Source organism: Trinickia soli, assembly GCF_002879855.1.
GTDB classification, from domain to species: domain Bacteria; phylum Pseudomonadota; class Gammaproteobacteria; order Burkholderiales; family Burkholderiaceae; genus Trinickia; species Trinickia soli.
This window is the reverse complement of the sequence record NZ_PNYB01000023.1, coordinates 1-21,643: the sequence shown is the minus strand read 5'-3', so window position 1 is coordinate 21,643 and position 21,643 is coordinate 1. Positions and strand designations below refer to the sequence as shown.

General features: G+C 62.4%; 19 protein-coding genes. 18 read left to right on the top strand and 1 reads right to left on the bottom strand.

Annotated elements, in window-relative coordinates; genetic code table 11:
• Positions 1 to 478 precede the first annotated feature (478 nt).
• The 16 genes from mnmG to C0Z19_RS21960 all read left to right on the top strand — a co-directional run bounded on the left by mnmG (position 479) and on the right by C0Z19_RS21960 (position 17,161).
• Positions 479 to 2,458 (top strand): tRNA uridine-5-carboxymethylaminomethyl(34) synthesis enzyme MnmG, encoded by a 1,980-nt coding sequence (mnmG, locus tag C0Z19_RS22045; protein ID WP_102611969.1) that lies wholly within the window; start codon positions 479 to 481, stop codon positions 2,456 to 2,458.
• On the top strand, positions 2,455 to 3,156 hold the full coding sequence (gene rsmG, locus C0Z19_RS22040; RefSeq protein WP_102611968.1) for a 16S rRNA (guanine(527)-N(7))-methyltransferase RsmG: 702 nt from the start codon (positions 2,455 to 2,457) through the stop codon (positions 3,154 to 3,156). Before mnmG ends, rsmG begins: the two co-directional genes overlap by 4 nt.
• A 74-nt stretch (positions 3,157 to 3,230) precedes the next feature.
• Complete coding sequence (locus C0Z19_RS22035; protein WP_102611967.1) at positions 3,231 to 4,001, top strand: ParA family protein; 771 nt, start codon at positions 3,231 to 3,233, stop codon at positions 3,999 to 4,001.
• Between the two features lie 41 nt (positions 4,002 to 4,042).
• Complete coding sequence (locus tag C0Z19_RS22030) at positions 4,043 to 4,933, top strand: ParB/RepB/Spo0J family partition protein (protein WP_102612020.1); 891 nt, start codon at positions 4,043 to 4,045, stop codon at positions 4,931 to 4,933.
• Between the two features lie 117 nt (positions 4,934 to 5,050).
• Positions 5,051 to 6,199: an SLC13 family permease gene (locus C0Z19_RS22025; protein ID WP_102611966.1), complete on the top strand. Its 1,149-nt coding sequence runs from the start codon at positions 5,051 to 5,053 to the stop codon at positions 6,197 to 6,199.
• Positions 6,200 to 6,455: 256 nt separating this feature from the next.
• Complete coding sequence (locus C0Z19_RS22020) at positions 6,456 to 6,989, top strand: ATP synthase subunit I (protein ID WP_102611965.1); 534 nt, start codon at positions 6,456 to 6,458, stop codon at positions 6,987 to 6,989.
• Between the two features lie 149 nt (positions 6,990 to 7,138).
• Complete coding sequence (atpB, locus tag C0Z19_RS22015) at positions 7,139 to 7,987, top strand: F0F1 ATP synthase subunit A (protein ID WP_102611964.1); 849 nt, start codon at positions 7,139 to 7,141, stop codon at positions 7,985 to 7,987.
• An 87-nt stretch (positions 7,988 to 8,074) separates the two neighbouring features.
• Positions 8,075 to 8,344, top strand: coding sequence for a F0F1 ATP synthase subunit C (gene atpE, locus C0Z19_RS22010; RefSeq protein ID WP_007180033.1), 270 nt, complete (start codon positions 8,075 to 8,077; stop codon positions 8,342 to 8,344).
• Between the two features lie 137 nt (positions 8,345 to 8,481).
• Positions 8,482 to 8,952, top strand: a complete 471-nt coding sequence (locus tag C0Z19_RS22005; protein WP_102611963.1) for a F0F1 ATP synthase subunit B — start codon at positions 8,482 to 8,484, stop codon at positions 8,950 to 8,952.
• Between the two features lie 2 nt (positions 8,953 to 8,954).
• Positions 8,955 to 9,494: a F0F1 ATP synthase subunit delta gene (locus tag C0Z19_RS22000; RefSeq protein WP_102611962.1), complete on the top strand. Its 540-nt coding sequence runs from the start codon at positions 8,955 to 8,957 to the stop codon at positions 9,492 to 9,494.
• A 51-nt stretch (positions 9,495 to 9,545) separates the two neighbouring features.
• On the top strand, positions 9,546 to 11,087 hold the full coding sequence (atpA, locus tag C0Z19_RS21995) for a F0F1 ATP synthase subunit alpha (protein WP_102611961.1): 1,542 nt from the start codon (positions 9,546 to 9,548) through the stop codon (positions 11,085 to 11,087).
• 123 nt (positions 11,088 to 11,210) lie between these two features.
• The gene (atpG, locus tag C0Z19_RS21990) at positions 11,211 to 12,086 is read left to right on the top strand and encodes a F0F1 ATP synthase subunit gamma (protein WP_102611960.1); all 876 of its coding nucleotides are present in this window, start codon (positions 11,211 to 11,213) and stop codon (positions 12,084 to 12,086) included.
• Between the two features lie 69 nt (positions 12,087 to 12,155).
• Positions 12,156 to 13,550 carry a F0F1 ATP synthase subunit beta gene (gene atpD, locus C0Z19_RS21985; RefSeq protein ID WP_102611959.1) on the top strand — a complete coding sequence of 465 codons (1,395 nt, stop codon included), beginning with the start codon at positions 12,156 to 12,158 and terminating at the stop codon, positions 13,548 to 13,550.
• 93 nt (positions 13,551 to 13,643) lie between these two features.
• Positions 13,644 to 14,072: a F0F1 ATP synthase subunit epsilon gene (locus C0Z19_RS21980; RefSeq protein WP_102611958.1), complete on the top strand. Its 429-nt coding sequence runs from the start codon at positions 13,644 to 13,646 to the stop codon at positions 14,070 to 14,072.
• Between the two features lie 237 nt (positions 14,073 to 14,309).
• Positions 14,310 to 16,040, top strand: a complete 1,731-nt coding sequence (locus C0Z19_RS21975) for an AMP-binding protein (protein WP_102611957.1) — start codon at positions 14,310 to 14,312, stop codon at positions 16,038 to 16,040.
• Between the two features lie 641 nt (positions 16,041 to 16,681).
• The gene (locus C0Z19_RS21960) at positions 16,682 to 17,161 is read left to right on the top strand and encodes a CoA-binding protein (protein WP_102611954.1); all 480 of its coding nucleotides are present in this window, start codon (positions 16,682 to 16,684) and stop codon (positions 17,159 to 17,161) included.
• 71 nt (positions 17,162 to 17,232) lie between these two features.
• Here C0Z19_RS21960 and C0Z19_RS21955 read toward each other — a convergent pair whose 3' ends face one another.
• Entirely contained in the window at positions 17,233 to 18,066 is an 834-nt protein-coding gene (locus tag C0Z19_RS21955) for a transporter substrate-binding domain-containing protein (RefSeq protein WP_102611953.1), read from the bottom strand.
• Between the two features lie 176 nt (positions 18,067 to 18,242).
• Here C0Z19_RS21955 and hemE point away from each other — a divergent pair, with 176 nt between their 5' ends.
• The gene (gene hemE, locus C0Z19_RS21950; protein ID WP_102612019.1) at positions 18,243 to 19,340 is read left to right on the top strand and encodes a uroporphyrinogen decarboxylase; all 1,098 of its coding nucleotides are present in this window, start codon (positions 18,243 to 18,245) and stop codon (positions 19,338 to 19,340) included.
• 452 nt (positions 19,341 to 19,792) lie between these two features.
• Positions 19,793 to 21,643, top strand: a 1,851-nt coding sequence (locus tag C0Z19_RS21945; protein WP_102611952.1) for a primosomal protein N', incomplete at its 3' end; no start/stop codon positions are given.

The window sequence follows — 21,643 nt, the reverse complement described above, 5'->3', positions numbered from 1 at the left end:
CGCGCCGCTGTCCCCCCGCCTCCCTGTTCCTCTCCCTATGAAATGAAATTCATGCCGCGTCCATCTGGCGCTGGTCGATGCATGACTGCATGGGAGCGCGGGGCGAGTTCTATGGAAAACCGGAGGTGGCAACCGTCTCTGCGGGCGAAAGGAGCATGAAGGAGGCCGATGTTCCACGTGAAACACAACACGATGCCCGGTTACACCCACTCCAGGTCTAACCAACGTGCTTTATCGTCAGGGGATTTTGGCTTGTCCGGGGCAGGTAGGTTCGTCGTGGCAACAGCGGTTAGCGGCGGCTAGACTGTGCCTCCTCACTCCTGGCACTTCGCCGTTCCGGCAGGACGTTCGCCCCGTTCGACGCGATGTGAACAGACCCTACCATTTAGCTAGGCCGTCTGAACCGCGATCCCCGCTATAATTCGCGCATACTTTTTCCCGAAAGGCCCGCGCGCTTCTCGTCGCGCGGGATCTCCCAATGCTTTATCCCAAAGAATTTGACGTTATCGTCGTCGGCGGTGGTCACGCCGGCACAGAAGCCGCATTGGCATCGGCCCGAATGGGCGCCAAGACGCTGCTGTTGACCCACAACATCGAAACCCTCGGCCAGATGAGCTGCAATCCGTCGATCGGCGGCATCGGCAAGGGCCATCTGGTGAAGGAGGTCGATGCGCTTGGCGGTGCCATGGCTGCCGCGACCGATGAAGGCGGCATCCAGTTTCGGATTCTGAACTCGTCGAAGGGGCCGGCAGTCCGGGCGACGCGCGCCCAAGCCGATCGGATTCTCTATAAGGCGGCGATCCGTCATCGCCTCGAGAATCAACCGAATCTGAGCCTTTTCCAGCAAGCGGTCGAGGATCTGATTGTCGAAGGCGATCGCGTCGTCGGGGCCGTGACGCAGGTTGGCGTTCGGTTTCGCGCGCGTGCGGTCGTGCTGACGGCTGGCACATTCCTCGATGGCAAGATCCACGTCGGCCTCAATAACTACACGGGCGGGCGCGCCGGCGACCCTGCGGCCGTGTCGCTATCGTCCCGATTGAAAGAGCTGAAGCTGCCGCAAGGGCGGCTCAAGACGGGTACGCCTCCGCGTATCGACGGGCGCACGATCGATTTCTCGAAGCTTGAAGAGCAGCCGGGCGACCTCGATCCGGTCCCTGTTTTCTCGTTTCTCGGGCGAGTGGAGCAACATCCGCAGCAAGTGCCCTGCTGGGTGACGCATACGAACGAGCGCACGCACGACATCATTCGAAGCGGGCTCGACCGGTCGCCGATGTACACGGGTGTCATCGAAGGGGTGGGGCCGCGCTATTGCCCGTCGATCGAAGACAAGATTCACCGGTTCGCGTCGAAGACGTCGCATCAGATTTTCCTCGAGCCCGAAGGGTTGACGACCAACGAGTTCTACCCGAACGGGATCTCGACAAGCTTGCCGTTCGACGTCCAGCTGGATCTCGTTCATTCGATGCACGGGCTTGAGGATGCGCACATTCTGCGCCCCGGCTATGCGATCGAATACGATTACTTCGATCCGCGCGGATTGAAGGCCTCGCTCGAAACCAAAGTCATTCGCGGGCTTTTCTTCGCGGGCCAGATCAACGGGACGACGGGCTACGAGGAGGCTGCGGCGCAGGGTCTGCTCGCAGGCATTAACGCCGGCCTTCAGGTGCAGGAAAAGGAGGCGTGGTGTCCACGTCGCGACCAAGCGTACCTGGGCGTGCTCGTCGACGACCTCGTGACGCGAGGCGTATCTGAGCCGTACCGCATGTTTACGAGCCGCGCTGAGTATCGTCTGAGCCTTCGTGAAGACAATGCCGATATGCGACTAACGGAGATCGGTCGCGAGCTCGGCGTTGTCGACGACGCTCGCTGGGATGCGTTCTGCAGGAAGCGCGATGCTGTTTCACGTGAAACAGAGCGGCTGCGCGCGACGTGGGTCAATCCTAAGACGCTTTCCGCCGAGGAAGCGACTGCGTTGCTTGGAAAGCCGATCGACCACGAATACAGCTTGGCCGATTTGCTGCGACGTCCCGGTGTGACCTACGAAGGCATCTGCGGTTTGCGCGACGGGACATGCGGCCCGGAAGCCGCCCTGGCCGACGATCCTGTCTTGCTCGATCAGATCAAGGAGCAAATCGAGATCGGCGTGAAGTACCAGGGGTACATCGAACGTCAAGCCGACGAAATCGAGCGCAACGAGGCGAACGAAAGCACACGATTGCCTGAGGGCATCGACTACGCCGCGGTGCGCGGGTTGTCGTTCGAGGCGCGGCAAAAGCTCAATCAATTCCGGCCCGAGACGATCGGGCAGGCTTCGCGGATTTCAGGCATCACGCCCGCGACGATCTCGCTGTTGATGGTCCACCTGAAGAAAGGCTTAGGGCGACGAGCCCCGGCGGTTAGCGCTGAATCGGATCAGGCAGGCGGAAGCGGGGTTGGCCCAGCCCCGGCTGCTCGATGACGGCCTCGCGCGCCAAAGGCGCATCTTCGAACGACCGGACCTCCTGGCTCGACCTTTTGCGTGCAGGGGCAAAAGAGCTCAACGTGCCGCTGGCTGACGAGCAGTTCGAGCAGCTGGCCGACTATGTCGCGTTGCTAGCCAAGTGGAATGCCGTGTACAACCTGACGGCCATTCGCGATCCGCGGCAGATGGTGACCCACCACATTCTCGATTCGCTTTCGATCGTGCCGCATATCGCCGCGCGCGAAGGGCGTTCGATCCTCGATGTCGGTTCGGGCGGCGGACTGCCCGGCATTGTCCTCGCGATTGCGTTGCCAGAGCGCAGTGTGACGCTGAACGACATCGTTCAAAAGAAGACCGCCTTCCAGGCGCAAGTGAAGGCCGAACTCAAGCTGGACAATCTGTCCGTCGTCACGGGCCGGGTAGAAAATCTTCGTCCAGGCATCGAGGTGCCGGGAAAATTCGACGCAATTGTCTCGCGCGCATTCGCAGAGCTCGCCGATTTCGTTACACTTGCGCGGCACTTGGTTAGCGAGCGTGGAGCAATTTGGGCGATGAAAGGCGTTCGGCCCGACGCCGAGATCGGGCGGTTGCCGGCTGGGGCGCGCGTCGTCGACGTCATACGCCTGCAGGTGCCGTCACTCGAAGCCGAGCGGCATCTGGTCGAAGTGGTGCTCGACGACACCACGTCTGCCTAGAGACGCTTCAGGACATTCAAGGCTTTCAAAAGGCATTTACAGCATTCAATGCGGTAACGAGGATCTTTCGAACGATGGCAAAAATCTTCTGCGTGGCGAATCAAAAGGGCGGTGTCGGCAAAACGACGACGACGGTCAATCTCGCCGCCAGTCTTGCATCGCAGGGGCAGCGCGTTCTGCTGATCGATCTCGATCCGCAGGGAAACGCGACGATGGGCAGCGGCATCAACAAGGCCGAGTGTGAAAACACGGTCTACGAGGTGCTCGTCGATGGTGTTTCCGTTGCAGACGCGCGCGTGAAGTCCGAGGCGGTCTCCTATGACGTGCTGCCGGCCAATCGCGAGCTGGCGGGCGCGGAAATCGAGCTCGTCAACGTCCACAATCGCGAAAGGCAATTGAAAGCAGCGTTGGCACATGTCGAAGACGATTACGACTTCGTATTGATCGACTGTCCGCCCGCGCTGTCGCTGCTGACGCTGAACGGCCTGTGCGCGGCCCATGGCGTCGTCATTCCGATGCAGTGCGAGTACTTCGCGCTTGAAGGGTTGTCCGACCTCGTCAATACGATCAAGCAGGTTCACGCGAACCTCAATCGCGATCTGAAGGTCATCGGCTTGCTGCGTGTCATGTTCGATCCACGTATTACGTTGCAGCAGCAGGTGTCGGATCAGCTCAAAGAACACTTCGGCGACAAGGTGTTCGACGCTGTGATCCCGCGCAATGTGCGCTTGGCCGAGGCGCCGAGCTACGGTTTGCCGGGCGTCGTATTCGACCGCGCCTCGCGCGGCGCGCAGGCTTACGTGCAGTTTGGCGCGGAAATGATTGAACGCGTGCGTGCGCTCTGATCATGGCGCAGCGAATCAGCAAAGCGGACCGAGGAAATGCAATGAATGCCGTAGCGAAGAAGAAGGGATTGGGGCGTGGGCTCGAGGCGCTGTTGGGTGGCAACCCCGACATTACGACGGCCGTACGCAGCGAGGCGCAGCCGAACGTTTTGCCGCTTCGCAAGCTGCAAGCGGGCAAGTATCAGCCGCGTACGCGCATGGACGAAGGCAGCCTGCAAGAGCTCGCTGCGAGCATTCGTGCGCAAGGCGTCATGCAGCCGATCCTCGTGCGCGCCGTGTCCGAAGAGAAGTACGAGATCATTGCGGGCGAGCGGCGTTTTCGTGCAGCACACATTGCCGGTCTCGAAGAAGTGCCGGTGCTGGTCAAGGATGTGCCCGATCAGGCTGCGGCCGCGATGGCCCTCATCGAGAACATTCAGCGCGAAGACCTGAATCCCCTCGAAGAAGCGCAGGGTATCCAACGTCTGCTCGACGAGTTTCGTTTCACGCACGAACAGGCGGCAGAATCGGTGGGGCGCTCGCGCAGCGCCGTCTCGAATCTTCTGCGGCTCCTCAATCTCGCGCAGCCTGTGCAGACGATGTTGCTTGCCGGCGATCTGGACATGGGGCACGCGCGCGCATTGTTGGCTGTCGATCCGGCAACGCAGATCACGCTCGCCAATCAGGTCGTCAACAAGCGCATGTCGGTGCGCGAGACCGAACGTCTCGTGACTGCCACGACGAAAGCCGAGCCCTCGGTGAAGGCGCGCGCGAATCAGGACGGCGGTCGCGATACGCGCCGCCTCGAAGAAGAACTGTCGGACCTGCTGGCGGCGGCCGTCAAGATCAAGCTCGGTCGGCGCGGGCGCGGTCAGTTGCAAATCGACTTCGGCGATCTCGATGCGCTCGACGGCATTCTGGTCCGGTTGCGTGGTGGGGCGGCGGCCGCCTGACGCCCGAACCGCGAGGCGCTGCTTGAGCGCTGCGCCAGCCTGAGCGCTGCCATCGTTTTTGGCGGCGTTCCGGCTATCGCTTGTCTATTTTCGTTGCTCCTCTCGCCACACCTGTCCATGCCGAACGCCGACGAAGCGCGCGTTGCAAGCCCGAATGGGCTGCGCAAGCTGATTTCAGTTGCCTTGAAGGAACCCGTACTTTCGATTCTCGTCGTCGTGCTCGCTGTGGTGCAATCCATTCGGCCGCAGCCATGGCTCGCGTTGCCGCGGCTCGTCGACTGGCCGACTGTGATGACGCTGGCCGGGCTCTTGATGTTGACGAAGGCGATCGAATTGTCGGGCCTGCTGATGTGGCTTGCGCATCGGGTCGTGCATCACGTCCGGTCCGAACGCGCGCTTGCTTGTTTGTTGATCGGCCTCGCTGCCGGACTGTCGATGCTCGTCACGAACGACGTCGCGTTGTTCGTCGTTGTGCCGCTCGTCCTATCGCTACATGCGCTGACGCCGCTGCCGGTCAAACGGCTCACGATCTTCCTGGCGTTAGCCGTCAATGCCGGCTCGATCCTGACGCCGCTGGGCAACCCGCAGAACCTCTTCCTCTGGCAGGTCGGAGCCATATCGTTCGGTCGCTTCGTTGCGGCGCTGGCGCCCCTTTGCGCGACCTTGATGGCGATGCTCTACGTGATGGCCGCCTTCGCTTTCAAGGCGAAGCCGCTTGATCTGTCGCGCGATGCAGACGCGATCCCCGTCGATCGCGCCTACGCGAGCGTGGCGGCCGTGCTGTTCGCCTCGTTCGTCCTGTTGGCCGACTCCCACCACGCAGGCATCGGCTTGATCGGTGTGGCGGGCGGCTTTCTATGGTGGCGACGCGACGCCGTCCTCAAAATCGATTGGGCGTTGCTGCTGATTTTCGTGCTGATGTTCATCGTGCTGCGGAGTGTGGCTGCACTGCCCGCGGTTCACGAAACCGTTGCGCATCTGCACTTGCAGACACCACTGCGCGCTTATGTCGCAGGCGCCATCTTGTCGCAGGGCATCAGCAATGTGCCGGCCGCGATCATGTTGGCCGAATTCACGAAGGACTGGCGTGCGCTCGCATTCGGCGTCAGCGTCGGCGGTTTCGGCCTCGCCATTGGTTCGCTCGCGAACCTCATCGCAGTGCGGCTTGCGAAGCAGCGTGGCGTGTGGTTGTCGTTTCATCTCGCCTCGATCCCGTTCTGGTTTGTTGCGGGTATCCTCGGCGCGTGGCTGCTGCAGCATCTCTGAGAATGCGAACGCGTGCCCGGGCGGCGGCGATGGCGCAGCCTGCAGGCTGTGCAAAACTCACGCGGCGCCTTTCGTTTTAGTCAGAAGCGGCCTCGCGCGGCCGCCTTGCGCGTCGCTTCGAAGCTGTTTTTTGTCGCGGCTAAAGTCTTGAATCACCTGCAACTATCGCTTACAATCGCCCGGATTTATTAGCTAGGCAGCCCCGTAAGCGCGACGAAAGCTGCGGGTCGGAAACAGGAATTTGCAGGGCAGAGCGATGGCGGATCGAGAGCCGGGCACAAGGCACGACGAACGCGCGCGACATGATCCTTCTTCCGCTCGCGCCGTCGGTCGTTCGGAAACGTTCGACGACGCGTGGGATGCCGAGCAGCAAGACAAGAATTTCGCTCCGCTCACGCGGGCCGAGGCTGAAAAGCTCTTTGGTTCCGATGTGAGCCGCCCGTCGCGCGTCACGCCGGTCAAGGTGGTGGCGGCGCAAGTGGTTTTGTCCCTCGTCGTCGCGCTGGTTTGGTGGCTGTTTTCGAAGCCGCCGGGCGCTGCTGCGCTGTCGGCCTTGTTGGGAGGAGCGGTTTGCTGGGTGCCGAGCGCAGTGTTCGCGGCACGTCTGAAAGGAGCGGGCGGCGCCGGGTCGATCCTGACATGGGTGATCGGCGAAATGCTCAAGATGGGGTTGACGGTCGCGATGTTCGTCGCGATAGCCGTCTGGTATCACGACGTGCGGTGGCTGCCGCTGCTCGTGACCTTCCTTGTCACGCTGCAGACGTACTGGCTGGCGCTCGGTTGGCGGTGAGAATGGGATGACGATGGGTGGCAGGGGGGGCGTGCGCGACGATGCGCGCGGCGCGCTCGTGCCTGCCGCCTTCGCGCGGGACGCGGCCCACCGGCCTGCGCCGCGCCGGCATCGAAAGATTTTCGACAATTTAGGTGGCAATAAACGATATGGCAGCTACAGAAAGCACGCACTTGGATCCGTCCGAGTACATCGCGCACCACTTGCAAAACTTCGCCACAGCGCACCAGACGTCGATCATCGACATGCACGTCCTGAACATCGACACGTTGTTCTGGTCGATCCTGTGCGGTCTCGTGACGGTGTTCATCCTTCGCATTGCCGCGCGCAATGCAACGCCGGGCGTGCCGAGCCGCTTCCAGTGCGCAATCGAAATGCTCGTCGAGATGGTCGAGGATCAATCGAAGGCCATCATTCACGGCAATCGTACGTTCATCGCGCCGCTCGCACTGTTCGTGTTCGTCTGGGTCGCCCTGATGAACTCGCTCGATTTTATCCCCGTCGATCTTCCCGGCCACGTCATCGGCTGGCTGGGGCTGTCCGGCGTCATCTCGCACCACCGCATCGTGCCCACGGCCGATCTGAACGGCACGTTCGGCATCGCGCTCGGCGTGTTCGTGCTGATGATTTATTACAACTTCAAGATCAAGGGCGCGCGCGGTTTCCTCCATGAACTGCTGTCCGCTCCGTTCGGCGCGCATCCCCTGCTGTGGATCCCGAACCTTGCATTGAACATCATCGAGTTCGTCGCCAAGACGGTTTCGCTCGCGTTGCGGTTGTTCGGCAACATGTATGCGGGCGAGTTGCTGTTCCTGCTCATTGCATTGCTCGGCAGCCTCTGGACCTTCGGCGCGGACACGACGGTGCTCGGCTTTGTCGGCCATGTGATCGCAGGGACCGTCTGGTCGATCTTCCACATCCTGATCGTGCTGTTGCAAGCGTTCATCTTCATGATGCTGACGCTCGTGTACATCGGTCAGGCGCACGACTCGCACTGATTTCGAAGGGCGTGTCGCCGCTGCAGCAGATTCGTTTTCCGTTTCTTTAAATCCAGTTCCAAAAAAGTCTTTTACAAAGGAGTGATCATGCAAGCTTTCATCGCCAACATCCAAGGTCTGACCGCCATCGGTATCGGCATCATCATCGGCCTGGGTGCAATCGGCGCCTGTATCGGTATCGGCCTGATGGGCGGCAAGTACATCGAAGCTTGCGCGCGTCAACCGGAACTGATGAACCCGCTGCAAACCAAGATGTTCCTCTTGGCTGGTCTGATCGACGCGGCGTTCCTGATCGGCGTTGGTGTGGCAATGCTGTTTGCGTTCGCGAACCCGCTGCTCTCGAAGTTGGCAGGCTAAAGGTTCATCGGAGTTTTGCGCCGCGGCTTGTCAGTCGGCGCAGGGGCGAAACGGAAGGCTCGGGCGCTGATCGAACGTCATGTCGATGAGCGCCTTACCGTTTCACTTTCCGAATTAGCAACGATTAAGGAAACACCGTGAATCTCAACGCAACTCTGATTGCGCAAATGGTCGTGTTCCTGATCCTCGCGTGGTTCACGATGAAGTTCGTGTGGCCGCCGATGGTCAAAGCCCTCGACGAGCGTTCGAAGAAGATCGCCGACGGTCTCGCGGCCGCCGAAAAGGGCAAGACGGAACTCGAAGCAGCGCACAAGCGTGTCGATCAGGAGCTCGCGAAGGCGCGCAACGATGGTCAACAACGGATCGCCGACGCTGAAAAGCGTGCGCTCGTCGTGGCCGAGGAAATCAAGGCCAACGCGCAAGCCGAAGCTGCGCGCATCATCGCTCAAGCCAAGGCCGACGCCGAGCAGCAGGTCGTGAAGGCTCGCGAAACGCTGCGTGCCGAAGTGGCGACGCTGGCAGTCAAGGGCGCCGAACAGATCCTGAAGCGCGAAATCGATCAGGCGGCGCATGCCGAACTGCTCAATCAACTGAAAGCCGAGCTCTGATCATGGCCGAACTTGCAACCATCGCCCGCCCGTACGCAGAAGCGCTGTTCAGCGTCGCCGAAGGCGGTGACCTCGCCGCCTGGTCCGCTCTCGTGCAGGAGCTGGCACAGGTTGCGCGGCTGCCCGAGCTCATGTCGGTCGCTTCGAGCCCGAAGGTGAGCCACGCACAGGTCGTCGACCTGCTGCTCGCAGCAGTCCAGTCACCGCTGAAAGACTTGCCGCAAGCCAGGAACTTCGTGCAGATGCTGGTCGACAATCATCGTCTCTCGCTGCTGCCCGAAATCGCCGTCCAGTTTGAAGCACTGAAAAATGCTCGCGAAGGCGCGGCCGATGCGCTGATCGTCAGCGCATTCCCGCTGCAAGAGGCCCAGCTCGCCGATCTCGTCTCGAGCCTTACGCGCAAGTTTGGGCGTCAGCTCAAACCGATGGTGGAAGTCGATGCGTCGTTGATCGGTGGCGTGCGCGTCACCGTCGGCGACGAAGTGCTCGACACCTCGGTTCGCGCACGGCTCGCCGGCATGCGCACCGCGCTGACCGCATAAGCGGCGCGTACGCGCACGGCACGCAACAGAATTGACTATCAGGAGCGAATAATGCAACTCAATCCCTCTGAGATCAGCGAGCTGATCAAGAGCCGGATCCAGGGCCTTGAAGCGAGCGCCGACGTTCGCAACCAGGGCACCGTGATCTCCGTGACCGACGGTATCGTGCGCATTCACGGCCTGTCGGACGTGATGCAAGGCGAAATGCTCGAATTTCCGGGCAACACGTTCGGCCTCGCGCTGAACCTCGAGCGCGACTCGGTCGGCGCCGTGATTCTCGGTGAATACGAACACATCTCGGAAGGCGACGTCGTCAAGACGACGGGCCGCATTCTCGAAGTGCCGGTCGGCCCCGAACTCATCGGTCGCGTCGTCGACGCGCTCGGCAACCCGATCGACGGCAAAGGCCCGATCAACGCGAAGATGACCGACGCGGTCGAGAAGATCGCCCCGGGCGTGATTTGGCGTAAGTCGGTGTCGCAGCCGGTGCAAACGGGTCTGAAGTCGATCGACTCGATGGTGCCGATCGGCCGCGGCCAGCGCGAACTGATCATCGGCGACCGCCAGTGCGGTAAGACGGCCGTGGCTGTCGACGCGATCATCAATCAGAAGGGCAAAGACCTCTTCTGTATTTATGTCGCGATCGGCCAGAAGGCTTCGTCGATCATGAACGTCGTGCGCAAGCTCGAAGAATCGGGCGCGATGGAATACACGATCGTCGTGGCGGCGTCCGCTTCGGAATCGGCTGCGATGCAATACCTCGCGCCGTACGCGGGTTGCACGATGGGTGAATACTTCCGCGATCGCGGCCAGGACGCCCTCATCATTTATGACGACTTGACCAAGCAGGCTTGGGCCTATCGCCAGATCTCGCTGCTGCTGCGCCGCCCGCCGGGCCGCGAAGCGTATCCGGGCGACGTGTTCTACCTGCACTCGCGTCTGCTCGAACGTGCGGCTCGCGTCTCGGAAGAGTACGTCGAGAAGTTCACGAACGGCGAAGTGAAGGGCAAGAGCGGTTCGCTCACCGCGCTGCCCGTCATCGAGACGCAAGCTGGCGACGTGACGGCATTCGTGCCGACGAACGTGATCTCGATCACGGATGGCCAGATCTTCCTCGAAACCGACTTGTTCAACGCCGGTATCCGTCCCGCCATCAACGCGGGCGTGTCGGTGTCGCGCGTCGGTGGCGCGGCTCAAACGAAGGTCATCAAGAAGCTGTCGGGCGGTATCCGTACCGACCTCGCGCAGTACCGCGAACTGGCGGCGTTCGCGCAGTTCGCATCGGATCTCGACGAAGCCACGCGCAAGCAGCTCGAGCGCGGCCGCCGTGTGACGGAGCTGTTGAAGCAGCCGCAATATCAGCCGCTGCAGGTGTGGGAGTTGGCCATGTCGCTGTTCGCGGCGAACAACGGCTACCTCGACGATCTCGAAGTGAAGGACGTGCTGCCGTTCGAAAAGGGCGCGCGCGAATTCCTGAAGACGAGCCATGCCGACCTCGTCAAGCGCATCGAAGACACGAAGGACTTGTCGAAGGACGACGAAGCAGCGCTGCACGCCGCTCTGAAGGACTTCAAGAAGTCGGGTGCTTATTGATCGAGGCATAGCGACCTTGAAGCGGTGCGCCTGGGATGTTGCGAAGCGCGCCGCTTCGATCAGCTGTGCATGGGGCCTGGGTAAGCGTTGAAGCGCTAGCTCAGGCCGGCAAAGGAGCAAGCAATGGCGGGAATGAAGGAAATCCGCGGCAAGATCAAGAGCGTGCAGAACACGCGCAAGATCACCAAGGCGATGGAGATGGTGGCTGCATCGAAGATGCGCCGCGCGCAGGAACGCATGCGCTCCGCTCGTCCTTACGCCGACAAGGTTCGCGACATCGCTGCACACATGAGCCGCGCCAACCCCGAGTATCGCCACCCGTTCATGGTGTCGAACGAAGGCGCGAAAGCGGCCGGCATCATCCTTGTCACAACCGACAAGGGATTGTGCGGCGGTTTGAACACGAACGTGTTGCGCGCAACGGTGCAGAAGTTCAAAGAGCTGGAAGAGAAAGGCCAGACCATCGAAGCGACGGCGATCGGCGGTAAGGGCTTCGGCTTTTTGAGTCGCTTCGGCGCAAAGGTGGTCTCGCACGTCACACAGCTCGGCGATACGCCGCACCTGGAAAAGCTGATCGGCGCGGTGAAGGTGCAGCTCGATCTGTACTCGGAAGGCAAGGTTGCGGCCGTGTATCTCGCGTACACGCGCTTCATCAACACGATGAAGCAAGAGCCCGTGCTCGAGCAACTGCTGCCGCTGTCCGCCGAGCATTTCGAACGTGACGAAACGACGCCGAACGCCTCGTGGGACTACATCTACGAGCCCGATGCGCAGACTGTCGTCGACGAACTGCTCGTACGCTATGTCGAGGCGCTCGTGTATCAAGCCGTCGCCGAAAACATGGCGTCCGAGCAATCGGCGCGCATGGTGGCGATGAAGGCAGCGTCGGACAACGCGAAGACGGTGATCAACGAATTGCAGCTCGTCTACAACAAGAGCCGCCAGGCCGCGATTACGAAGGAACTGTCGGAAATCGTGGGCGGCGCCGCCGCCGTCTGACGCGTGTCGGCCTGGTCCGTCCCTGCGCCGTTTGCGCGAGTGAAGAATTGAGTATCTAAAGGAAAAGCGATGAGTACTACTGCTTTGGTAGAAGGCAAGATCGTACAGTGCATCGGCGCGGTGATCGACGTGGAATTCCCGCGTGAGCACATGCCGAAGATCTACGACGCCCTCGTGCTCGAAGGCACGGAACTGACGCTCGAAGTTCAGCAGCAGCTGGGCGACGGCGTCGTGCGCACGATCTGTCTGGGCGCGTCCGACGGTCTGCGCCGCGGCATCACGGTGAAGAACACGGGCCTGCCCATCAGCGTTCCCGTCGGCAAGCCGACGCTGGGCCGCATCATGGACGTGCTCGGCCGTCCGATCGACGAAGCGGGTCCGATCGAAAGCGCGACGAAGCGCTCGATCCACCAGAAGGCTCCGGCGTTCGACGAACTGTCGCCGTCGACGGAACTGCTCGAAACGGGCATCAAGGTTATCGATCTGATCTGCCCGTTCGCGAAGGGCGGCAAGGTGGGCTTGTTCGGTGGCGCCGGCGTCGGCAAGACCGTGAACATGATGGAGCTCATCAACAACATCGCGAAGGAGCACGGCGGTTACTCCGTGTTCGCGGGCGTGGGTGAGCGTACCCGTGAAGGGAACGACTTCTACCACGAAATGAAGGACTCGAACGTGCTCGACAAGGTCGCGCTCGTATACGGTCAGATGAACGAGCCGCCGGGCAACCGTCTGCGCGTGGCGCTGACGGGCCTGACGATGGCCGAGCACTTCCGTGACGAAGGCCTCGACGTGCTGTTCTTCGTCGACAACATCTACCGTTTCACGCTGGCCGGTACCGAAGTGTCGGCACTGCTCGGCCGGATGCCGTCGGCCGTGGGTTATCAGCCGACGCTGGCTGAAGAAATGGGTAAGCTGCAAGAGCGCATCACGTCGACGAAGAAGGGCTCGATCACGTCGGTGCAGGCCGTGTACGTGCCTGCCGATGACTTGACGGACCCGTCGCCTGCTACGACGTTCGGCCACCTGGACGCAACGGTCGTGCTTTCGCGTGACATCGCCTCGCTCGGTATCTACCCCGCGGTGGACCCGCTCGATTCGACCTCGCGTCAGATCGACCCGAACGTGATCGGCGAAGAGCACTACACGATCACGCGCCGTGTGCAGCAAACGCTGCAGCGCTACAAGGAACTGCGCGACATCATTGCGATTCTGGGCATGGACGAACTGTCGCCGGAGGACAAGCTGTCGGTGGCGCGTGCGCGTAAGATCCAGCGTTTCCTGTCGCAGCCGTTCCACGTTGCCGAAGTGTTCACGGGTTCGCCGGGCAAGTACGTGCCGCTGAAGGAAACGATCCGCGGCTTCAAGATGATCGTCGACGGTGAGTGCGATCATCTGCCCGAGCAGGCGTTCTACATGGTCGGCACGATCGACGAAGCCTTCGAAAAGGCCAAGAAGATCCAGTAACGGTGAGGGTGCTCGCTTGGAAAGCGCGCCCGGCGGCCGTATGACTGCCGGGCTCGTCACACGCATCACGCTCAACCAGCGACAGGAATCGATATGGCAACCATCAAAGTAGACGTCGTCAGCGCGGAAGAGCAGATCTTCTCGGGCCAGGCGAAATTTGTCGCGCTGCCCGGCGAAGCCGGCGAACTCGGCATTTTGCCGGGCCATACGCCGCTCATCACGCGTATTCGTCCCGGTGCGGTTCGCATCGAGGCTGAAAGCGGCGAAGAGGAGTTCGTGTTCGTTGCGGGCGGCATTCTCGAAGTGCAGCCGGGCGCCGTGACCGTACTCGCCGATACGGCGATTCGCGGCAAGGACCTCGACGAAGCGAAGGCCGAGCAGGCCCGTAAGCGCGCGGAAGAAGCACTGCAGAACTCGGGCTCGAACATCGAGTACGCGACTGCCCAGGCTGAACTCGCTTATGCCACGGCTCAGCTCGCCGCCATCGCTCGCTTGCGCAAGCTGCGCTCGCAAAGCCACTGACGAAAGCACATAGCCCGTTCGCCCTCTGCTTCGTGCAAGGCGATCGTCGCGCAGAAAAAGACGTTTCGTAGGATTGTTAACGCCGCTCGGTTATTCCCGAGCGGCGTTTTTTCTTCTGCGAGTCGATCTGCGAGCGCTGCATGGGGACGGATGCTGCGGGTAAGACTTGATGCGGAGACATGTCTCTCGGTGGCAGAATCACTTGCGAAAAATGCCAAATGACATGGAGACATCGAGATGGCGACGCAACTTCCGCAGGAAGGCGCCCTGATCGCGCCTATCAACGGCCTCTCGTACGTACGCGGCGCGACCGACGTGCCGCTCAGCGATGCGACGATCGGCCAACTGTTGAACGACACCGCGGCGCGTTTTCCTGAGCGTCCGGCTGTCGTCTTTCGTGAGCAGGGCATCCGTTGGACCTGGCGAGAATTCGCCTATGAAGTGGACGTGCTGGCGGCCGGCCTCGCGTCGCTTGGCATCGGGCGCGGCGATCGCGTCGGGATCTGGTCGCCCAACCGCGTGGAATGGCTGTTGACGCAATTTGCCACTTCCCGCATCGGCGCGATCCTTGTCAACGTCAATCCGGCCTATCGGCTCGCCGAGCTCGAATACGCGCTGAACAAGTCGGGTTGCTGCACGCTCATCACGGCCGAGAGTTTCAAGTCGTCGAAGTATGTTGAGATGCTGCAGGCGCTGGCGCCGGAGCTTGCGCATTGCGAGCCGGGGCGGCTGCGTGCGGCGAAGTTGCCTGCGCTTCGCACCATCGTGCGCATGTGCGATACGGCGACCCCGGGGATGATGACGTTCTCGGACCTCATCGAGGCCGGTCGCGTTGCGCTCCCAGCCATCGACCTCGACGCGATCGGCGCCACGTTGTCGGCCCGCGACCCGATCAATATCCAGTTCACGAGCGGTACGACGGGCAACCCGAAAGGCGCAACACTGACGCATCGAAACGTCGTCAACAACGCGCGCTACATTGCGATGGCGATGCGCTTTACCGAAGCCGACGCGTTATGCATTCCGGTCCCGCTCTATCACTGCTTCGGCATGGTGCTGTCGGTGCTCGCGAGCGTCTCGACGGGCGCCAAGATGGTGTTTCCGGGCGAAGCGTTCGAGCCCGCGGCGACACTGGCCGCGGTCGCGGAGGAGCGTTGTACGGCGTTGCATGGTGTGCCGACGATGTTCATCGCCGAACTCGATCATGCCGACTTCGCGTCTTTTGACCTGTCGAGTCTGCGCACGGGCATCATGGCCGGCTCGCCGTGCCCGATCGAGACGATGAAGCGCGTCATCTCGCGGATGCACCAGTCGGAGATCACGATTGCATACGGCATGACCGAGACGAGCCCTGTGTCGTTCCAAAGCTCGACGACGGATCCCATCGACAAGCGCACGTCGACGGTCGGACGGATTCAACCGCATCTCGAGGCAAAGGTTGTCGATGCGATGGGCAACACGGTGCCGATCGGACAGACGGGTGAGCTATGGACGCGCGGCTATTCGGTGATGATGGGGTACTGGGACGACGAACCGCGCACGCGCGAAGCGATCGTTGACGGCTGGATGCGCACGGGCGATCTGGCGACGATCGATGCCGATGGTTACTGCAACATTGTTGGGCGGCTGAAGGACATGCTGATCCGTGGGGGCGAAAACATCTATCCGCGGGAGGTGGAAGAGTTTTTGTTCAGGCATCCCAAGGTCCAGAGCGTGCAGGTGTTTGGCGTGCCGGACGAGAAGTACGGAGAGGAAGTGTGCGCCTGGATCGTCGTGCGTGCAGGGGAGAGTTTGACGGAGGATGAGGTCAGGGAATATTGCTGCGGGCAGATCGCGCACTACAAGGTGCCGCGCTATATCCGCTTCGTCGATGAGATGCCGATGACGGTCACGGGCAAGGTGCAGAAGTTCGTGATGCGGGAGCGGATGATCGACGAACTAGATCCGGGCAAGCGCCACACGCCGTGAGCGATGAGCGACGTGCATGGGACCGGAGGCTTTGCACGGGACCGGAGTAAGGCGCTGAAGCGCCAAGTCCGGACCGACACTCTGTGCGGGGCCACAGTAAGTGCTGAAGCACTAACTGCGGCCGACGAAAAAAAAAGCGGGCTTATTAGCCCGCTAAAAACCACACGCTACGGGGTTAGCGCGAGGAGACCAATGAAGGAGTCGATGGACCGCGCGTGCAGCGCAGGTCATCGCCAACGACTCCAACACAGATGCCCCCAACGGGACTCGATATCGACGTCCGGCTGGCGCCACCCGAGCGCAAACCGAACACACCTGTGTTGAAACCGTTGAAGGGCATTGTGGGCGAATTGACAAAAGGACGCGGTAACAAAGTGTTTCAGGTTGTAACGCCCGCCAGATAAGGCGCCGCGGGATTTTTTACCAAAATTAAAGACGAATGAAGTCAGTATTTCCGAATATCGGCACAAACGAAATAGTGAGAAAAAACCACCCGATTCAAATTTTTGAAAAAGCACGCGAAATGGGTTTCGTCTGCGGAATTGCCGGCTTAAGATGAGCCGTCCTGCTCGCATGCGCTGCGCGAATCCGACCGAGCATTGCAGGCGCTGACACTTTTTACCAATCGAAGCAGAAACTCAATGAACGAGCCCGAGACACTCAAGCGCATTCTGGACCGCGACCGCATCATCGCTGTGGTCGGCTTGTCCACCCACGCCTACCGTCCGAGCCATTCCGTCGCGGCGTACATGCAGTCGCACGGGTACCGCATCGTGCCTGTGAACCCCGCTTACGCGAACGACACCGCCGGTGTGTTGGGGGAGCGCTGCTATGCATCGCTCGCGGGTGCCGCCGAAGCGCTTGCGCGAGAAGGCGCTGCGATCGAGATGGTCGACGTCTTTCGCCGGCCCGAGGAGGCCGTCGCCGTTGCCGACCAGGCGATCGCGATCGGCGCGAAATCGCTCTGGCTGCAGGTGGGCGTCGTCAGCGATGAAGCTGCCGCTCGTGCCAAGGCAGCCGGGCTTGATGTAGCGATGAACGTCTGCGTCAAGGTTGAGCACGAACGACTGTTCGGCGCGACGTACCGCGCGAATGCGCCGGCGCCGCGCATGCCCGAGTAAGACCGGGAAGTCGCGCGCACGGGCGCGCGACTTCCCGCGTTCAGCCCATCTCGGAGCGCGAGCGCCATGGCTCACTTGAGCCACTTGTCCCGAATTGCATCGAATTGCCCCGTTTCGTGCGCAAGGTGCAGCCACTGATCGACGTATTGCTGAAACGTCACATCGCCTTGCGGCACCATGTACGCCTTCTCGCCGTACTGGAACGGCTTGTCGGGATGCACGGAGCACAGCCCCGGATTGAGCTTTTGCTGGAGTAGCGTTTCCGATGCGTCGGTCACCATGACGTCGGCTTTGCCCGCGAGGATCTGTTTGAAGATCGTGACGTTGTCAGGGTAGACCGTGACCTTCGCGTGCGTCAGATATTGCTTCGCGAAGCGCTCATTGGTGCCGCCCGGATTGACGATCACGCGCGTGTCCGGTTGATCGATCTGCTCGAGTGTCTGGTACTTCGCGGCATCGGCGCAACGTGTGATCGGCGCCTTGCCGTCGACCATGTAGGGCTGCGTGAAGAACACGTGCTTCTGGCGCTCGAGCGTCGTCGACACGCCGCCGACAGCGATGTCGCACTTGGCCACGAAGTCCTGCGTGAGATGCGACCATGTCGTCTTCACATAGTCCGCCTTGACGCCGAGGGACTTCGCGAGCGCATCGGCCATGTCGATGTCGATGCCTTCGAACGTGCCGTCGGCCTTCAGAAACGAATACGGTTTGTAGTCGCCCGTCGTGCAGACCCGCAGCGCGCCCCTTGCGATCACCGCGTCGAGGCGGGATTCCGATGCGACGGGAGCCGGGCCAGAGCCCCCCGAAACCCCCGAGCCGCTGGCTTGAGCGTATGCGGCGCCCGTGCAGGCCGCCGCAACCGCGAGCGCGCCGACCAAAAAGTGGGTGAGGCGTTTGATGATCATGAGGTCTCCGTGGTGTTTGGCGCGCACCGTTCTCGCGCAGGTCGTATCGCCGGATAATAGCCGTATCAAAATGCCGCAGGCACTTGGCGACGACAAACCGCGATATGCGGCCCGACCCGGGCGGCGGGTCCGGTAAAATGGCGGCCTTATTCGCTTTGCCCTTGCGGCTCGCTCTCGTGCCTTCGACCCTGATCAACGATACGTTTCTGCGCGCGCTCCTGCGCGAGCCGACCGATTACACGCCGATCTGGCTGATGCGCCAGGCCGGTCGCTACCTGCCCGAGTACAACGCCACGCGCGCCCGCGCGGGGAGTTTTCTCGGGCTGGCCAAGAACCCGGATTACGCCACCGAAGTCACGCTGCAGCCGCTCGAGCGCTTCCCGCTCGATGCCGCGATCCTTTTCTCGGACATTCTCACCGTGCCCGACGCAATGGGGCTCGGATTGTCGTTTGCCGCCGGGGAAGGGCCGCGCTTCGCGCATCCCGTGCGTACGGAGCAGGACGTTGCGCGCCTGCGCGTGCCCGATATCGAGGCAACGCTCGGCTACGTAACCGATGCCGTGCGCTCGATCCGCCGCGCGCTGACGGACGCGCAGGGCCGCCAGAAGGTGCCGCTGATCGGCTTCTCCGGCAGTCCGTGGACATTGGCGTGCTACATGGTCGAAGGCGCGGGGTCCGACGATTTCCGCACCGTGAAGTCGATGGTCTACGCCCGTCCCGACCTCATGCATCGCATCCTCGAAGTCAACGCGCAGGCCGTTGCGGCTTATCTGAACGCGCAGATTGAAGCCGGGGCGCAGGCGGTCATGATCTTCGACACCTGGGGCGGCGCCCTCGCCGATGGCATTTTTCAGCGGTTTTCATTGCAATACATCGAATCGGTCGTCCGGCGCCTCGTGCGCGAGCATGACGGAGCGCGCGTGCCCGTGATCACGTTCACCAAAGGGGGCGGGCTCTGGCTCGACGAGATCGCGGCCTGCGGCGTCGACGCGGTCGGTCTCGATTGGACCGTCAACCTTGGCCGCGCGCGCGAGCGCGTTGGCGGACGCGTCGCCCTTCAGGGCAACCTGGACCCCACGGTGCTGTTCGCGCCGCCTGCGGCGGTGCGCGAGCAAGCGCGGGCCGTGCTCGACAGCTACGGCAACCATCCAGGGCATGTCTTCAATCTCGGGCACGGGATTTCGCAGTTCGCGCCGCCCGAGCACGTGGCCGAGCTCGTCGACGAGGTCCATCGGCATAGCCGGGCAATACGGGCTGGATCGAGCGGCCATTGAGCCGCCAGCCATGCTGCACTGCACACGGCTGGGCTCTCGCCCTAGGGCGGGAACGGGCTGAAAAATGGCATCGCCGGGGCGTCTTGCGCTTGTCAAGTCTTGACTTATACACATTCTTCTCGTTGCGCCGCGGTAGAGCGGGAAGAAGTTGACGCGGCTCCTCAAACCATGTACTGCACCCGTCCTGGCCTTGCTCGACAAGGGTTTGCGCCCGTCGGGGGAAATGTGCGGTTTCCCACAGAACGCCAGCGCGGCGGCCGTTTTTGGACTTCCGGGGTGCACTTTTCAACAAAGTTATCCACAGGCGGCTTCGTGCGGACCGTAAAGTCCAGCGAGATCCACAGGTTAGCGGCGAATCTCATGTTTTACTTTAAGTCCGGGGCGTTGTTTCGACGCAGAGAGCATATAAGGCGCGATGCCCGTCGCGGCAAATCGCCCCGGAGCCGTAGCGAATGAACCCCATGTTCGTTCGCGTCGCACTCGATCACCCGCTACCGACGCTTTTCGATTACCGCTGCGACATTTCGCCGGCGCCTGAGCCCGGCAGCCTCGTCGCCGTGCCGTTCGGCAAGCGCAGCGTCGTCGGTTTGGTCGTGGAAGTGAGCGCTCACAGCGATCTGGCCGCCGAGCGGGTGCGCGACGTGCAGGCGTGGTGCAGCGGCTGCGCGCCGCTGTCGGCCGAGTGGCTGGCACTGGTCGCCTTCGCGGCCGAATACTATCAGCGTCCTCTGGGAGAGGTCGCGCTGCCTGCCCTGCCGCAAGCGCTGCGCGACGCCGACCGATGGCCGCGACTGTTCGCGCAGGCGCCTCGCTTCCGATTGACGGACGCCGGCAGGGCCGCATTGCCCGGCGCGTTGCCGACGCGTGCCGCGGCGCTGCGACGGCTCGCGGCCGCACTTGCCGAAGGACGCTCGCTCGATGCGTCCGAAGCTCGCCTACTGCACCCGAAAGCCGCCGCCACGTTGGCCGCGTGGGAGGCCGAAGGATGGCTCGAAGCACAAACAGCCGGCGAGGCCCGCGCATTCCCGGCCACCGCGCCCAACGAGCCCAAGGAGCCCAACGAGAGCGACGGTGGGTCGCAACCGGATGGCCGGACCGAGCGCCCGGCACGCCCTGTTCTGACCGACGAGCAGAGGGAAGCCGTCGAGGCGATCGCCGCGGCGCAGGGGTTTTCGCCGTTCCTTCTGCATGGCGTCACGGGCAGCGGCAAGACCGAGGTCTACCTGCGTGCGATCGAAGCGCTCTTCGCTGCGCGACTCCACGCCCAAGCCCTCGTCCTGGTCCCGGAAATCAATCTCACGCCCCAGTTCGAGGCGGCGTTCCGCGCACGGTTTGCGGACCTGTCCGGAGATGAGGCGATCGTCACCTTGCACAGCGGCATGGCCGACGGCGAACGCGTGCGCAGCTGGCTCGCCGCGCACACGGGGCGCGCGCGCATCGTCCTGGGAACGCGACTGGCCGTACTGGCTTCTCTGCCCGAACTGGCGCTGATCGTCGTCGACGAGGAACACGAGCCGGCGTACAAGCAGCAAGAGGGGCTGCGCTATTCGGCGCGCGATTTGGCCGTCTGGCGAGCGAAGCAGCGCGGCATCGCGGTCGTGCTCGGTTCGGCCACGCCTTCGCTCGAAAGCTGGTGGCAGGCCGAGCAGGGCCGCTATCGTCGGCTCGCGCTCGCGCGGCGCGCGGTGGCCGCCGCGGTGTTGCCCACGGTCAGGCTGATCGACCTGGAAGAGGAGCGTCGGCGCGGACGAAGCAGCGTCGAGGGCATCTCCGGGCCGCTCGCCGCGGCGCTGAAAGGGCGGCTCGAGCGCGGTGAGCAAAGTCTCGTGTTCCTCAACCGCCGCGGCTATGCGCCCGTGCTCGCGTGCGACGCCTGCGGCTGGGTGGCCGGTTGCCCGCGCTGTAGCGCCTACGTGGTTCTGCACAAGAGCGAGCACACGCTGCGTTGTCATCACTGTGGCTGGGAGGCGCGCGTGCCGCGTGGATGTCCCGAGTGCGGCAACGTCGACATCGCGCCGCTCGGGCGGGGGACGCAGCGGGTCGAAGAGACGCTGGCCACCCTCGTGCCGGGCGCGCGGGTGCTGCGGATCGATGCCGACAGCACGCGCCGCAAGGGCAGCGCGCAAACGCTGTTTTCAAACGTGCATGCGGGCGAAGTCGATATCCTCGTCGGCACGCAGATGATCGCCAAAGGACACGACTTCCAGCGTGTTTCGCTGGTGGCCGTGCTCAATGCGGATGCTGCGCTGTTTTCGCACGATTTCCGAGCCGGCGAGCGACTGTTCGCGCAACTGATGCAGGTG

Coding starts and splice junctions, on each gene's coding strand:
- mnmG (WP_102611969.1), top strand. CDS start 479: ATGCTTTATCCCAAAGAATTTGACGTTATCGTCGTCGGCGGTGGTCAC.
- rsmG (WP_102611968.1), top strand. CDS start 2,455: ATGACGGCCTCGCGCGCCAAAGGCGCATCTTCGAACGACCGGACCTCC.
- C0Z19_RS22035 (WP_102611967.1), top strand. CDS start 3,231: ATGGCAAAAATCTTCTGCGTGGCGAATCAAAAGGGCGGTGTCGGCAAA.
- C0Z19_RS22030 (WP_102612020.1), top strand. CDS start 4,043: ATGAATGCCGTAGCGAAGAAGAAGGGATTGGGGCGTGGGCTCGAGGCG.
- C0Z19_RS22025 (WP_102611966.1), top strand. CDS start 5,051: ATGCCGAACGCCGACGAAGCGCGCGTTGCAAGCCCGAATGGGCTGCGC.
- C0Z19_RS22020 (WP_102611965.1), top strand. CDS start 6,456: ATGGCGGATCGAGAGCCGGGCACAAGGCACGACGAACGCGCGCGACAT.
- atpB (WP_102611964.1), top strand. CDS start 7,139: ATGGCAGCTACAGAAAGCACGCACTTGGATCCGTCCGAGTACATCGCG.
- atpE (WP_007180033.1), top strand. CDS start 8,075: ATGCAAGCTTTCATCGCCAACATCCAAGGTCTGACCGCCATCGGTATC.
- C0Z19_RS22000 (WP_102611962.1), top strand. CDS start 8,955: ATGGCCGAACTTGCAACCATCGCCCGCCCGTACGCAGAAGCGCTGTTC.
- atpA (WP_102611961.1), top strand. CDS start 9,546: ATGCAACTCAATCCCTCTGAGATCAGCGAGCTGATCAAGAGCCGGATC.
- atpG (WP_102611960.1), top strand. CDS start 11,211: ATGGCGGGAATGAAGGAAATCCGCGGCAAGATCAAGAGCGTGCAGAAC.
- atpD (WP_102611959.1), top strand. CDS start 12,156: ATGAGTACTACTGCTTTGGTAGAAGGCAAGATCGTACAGTGCATCGGC.
- C0Z19_RS21980 (WP_102611958.1), top strand. CDS start 13,644: ATGGCAACCATCAAAGTAGACGTCGTCAGCGCGGAAGAGCAGATCTTC.
- C0Z19_RS21975 (WP_102611957.1), top strand. CDS start 14,310: ATGGCGACGCAACTTCCGCAGGAAGGCGCCCTGATCGCGCCTATCAAC.
- C0Z19_RS21960 (WP_102611954.1), top strand. CDS start 16,682: ATGAACGAGCCCGAGACACTCAAGCGCATTCTGGACCGCGACCGCATC.
- C0Z19_RS21955 (WP_102611953.1), bottom strand. CDS start 18,066: ATGATCATCAAACGCCTCACCCACTTTTTGGTCGGCGCGCTCGCGGTT.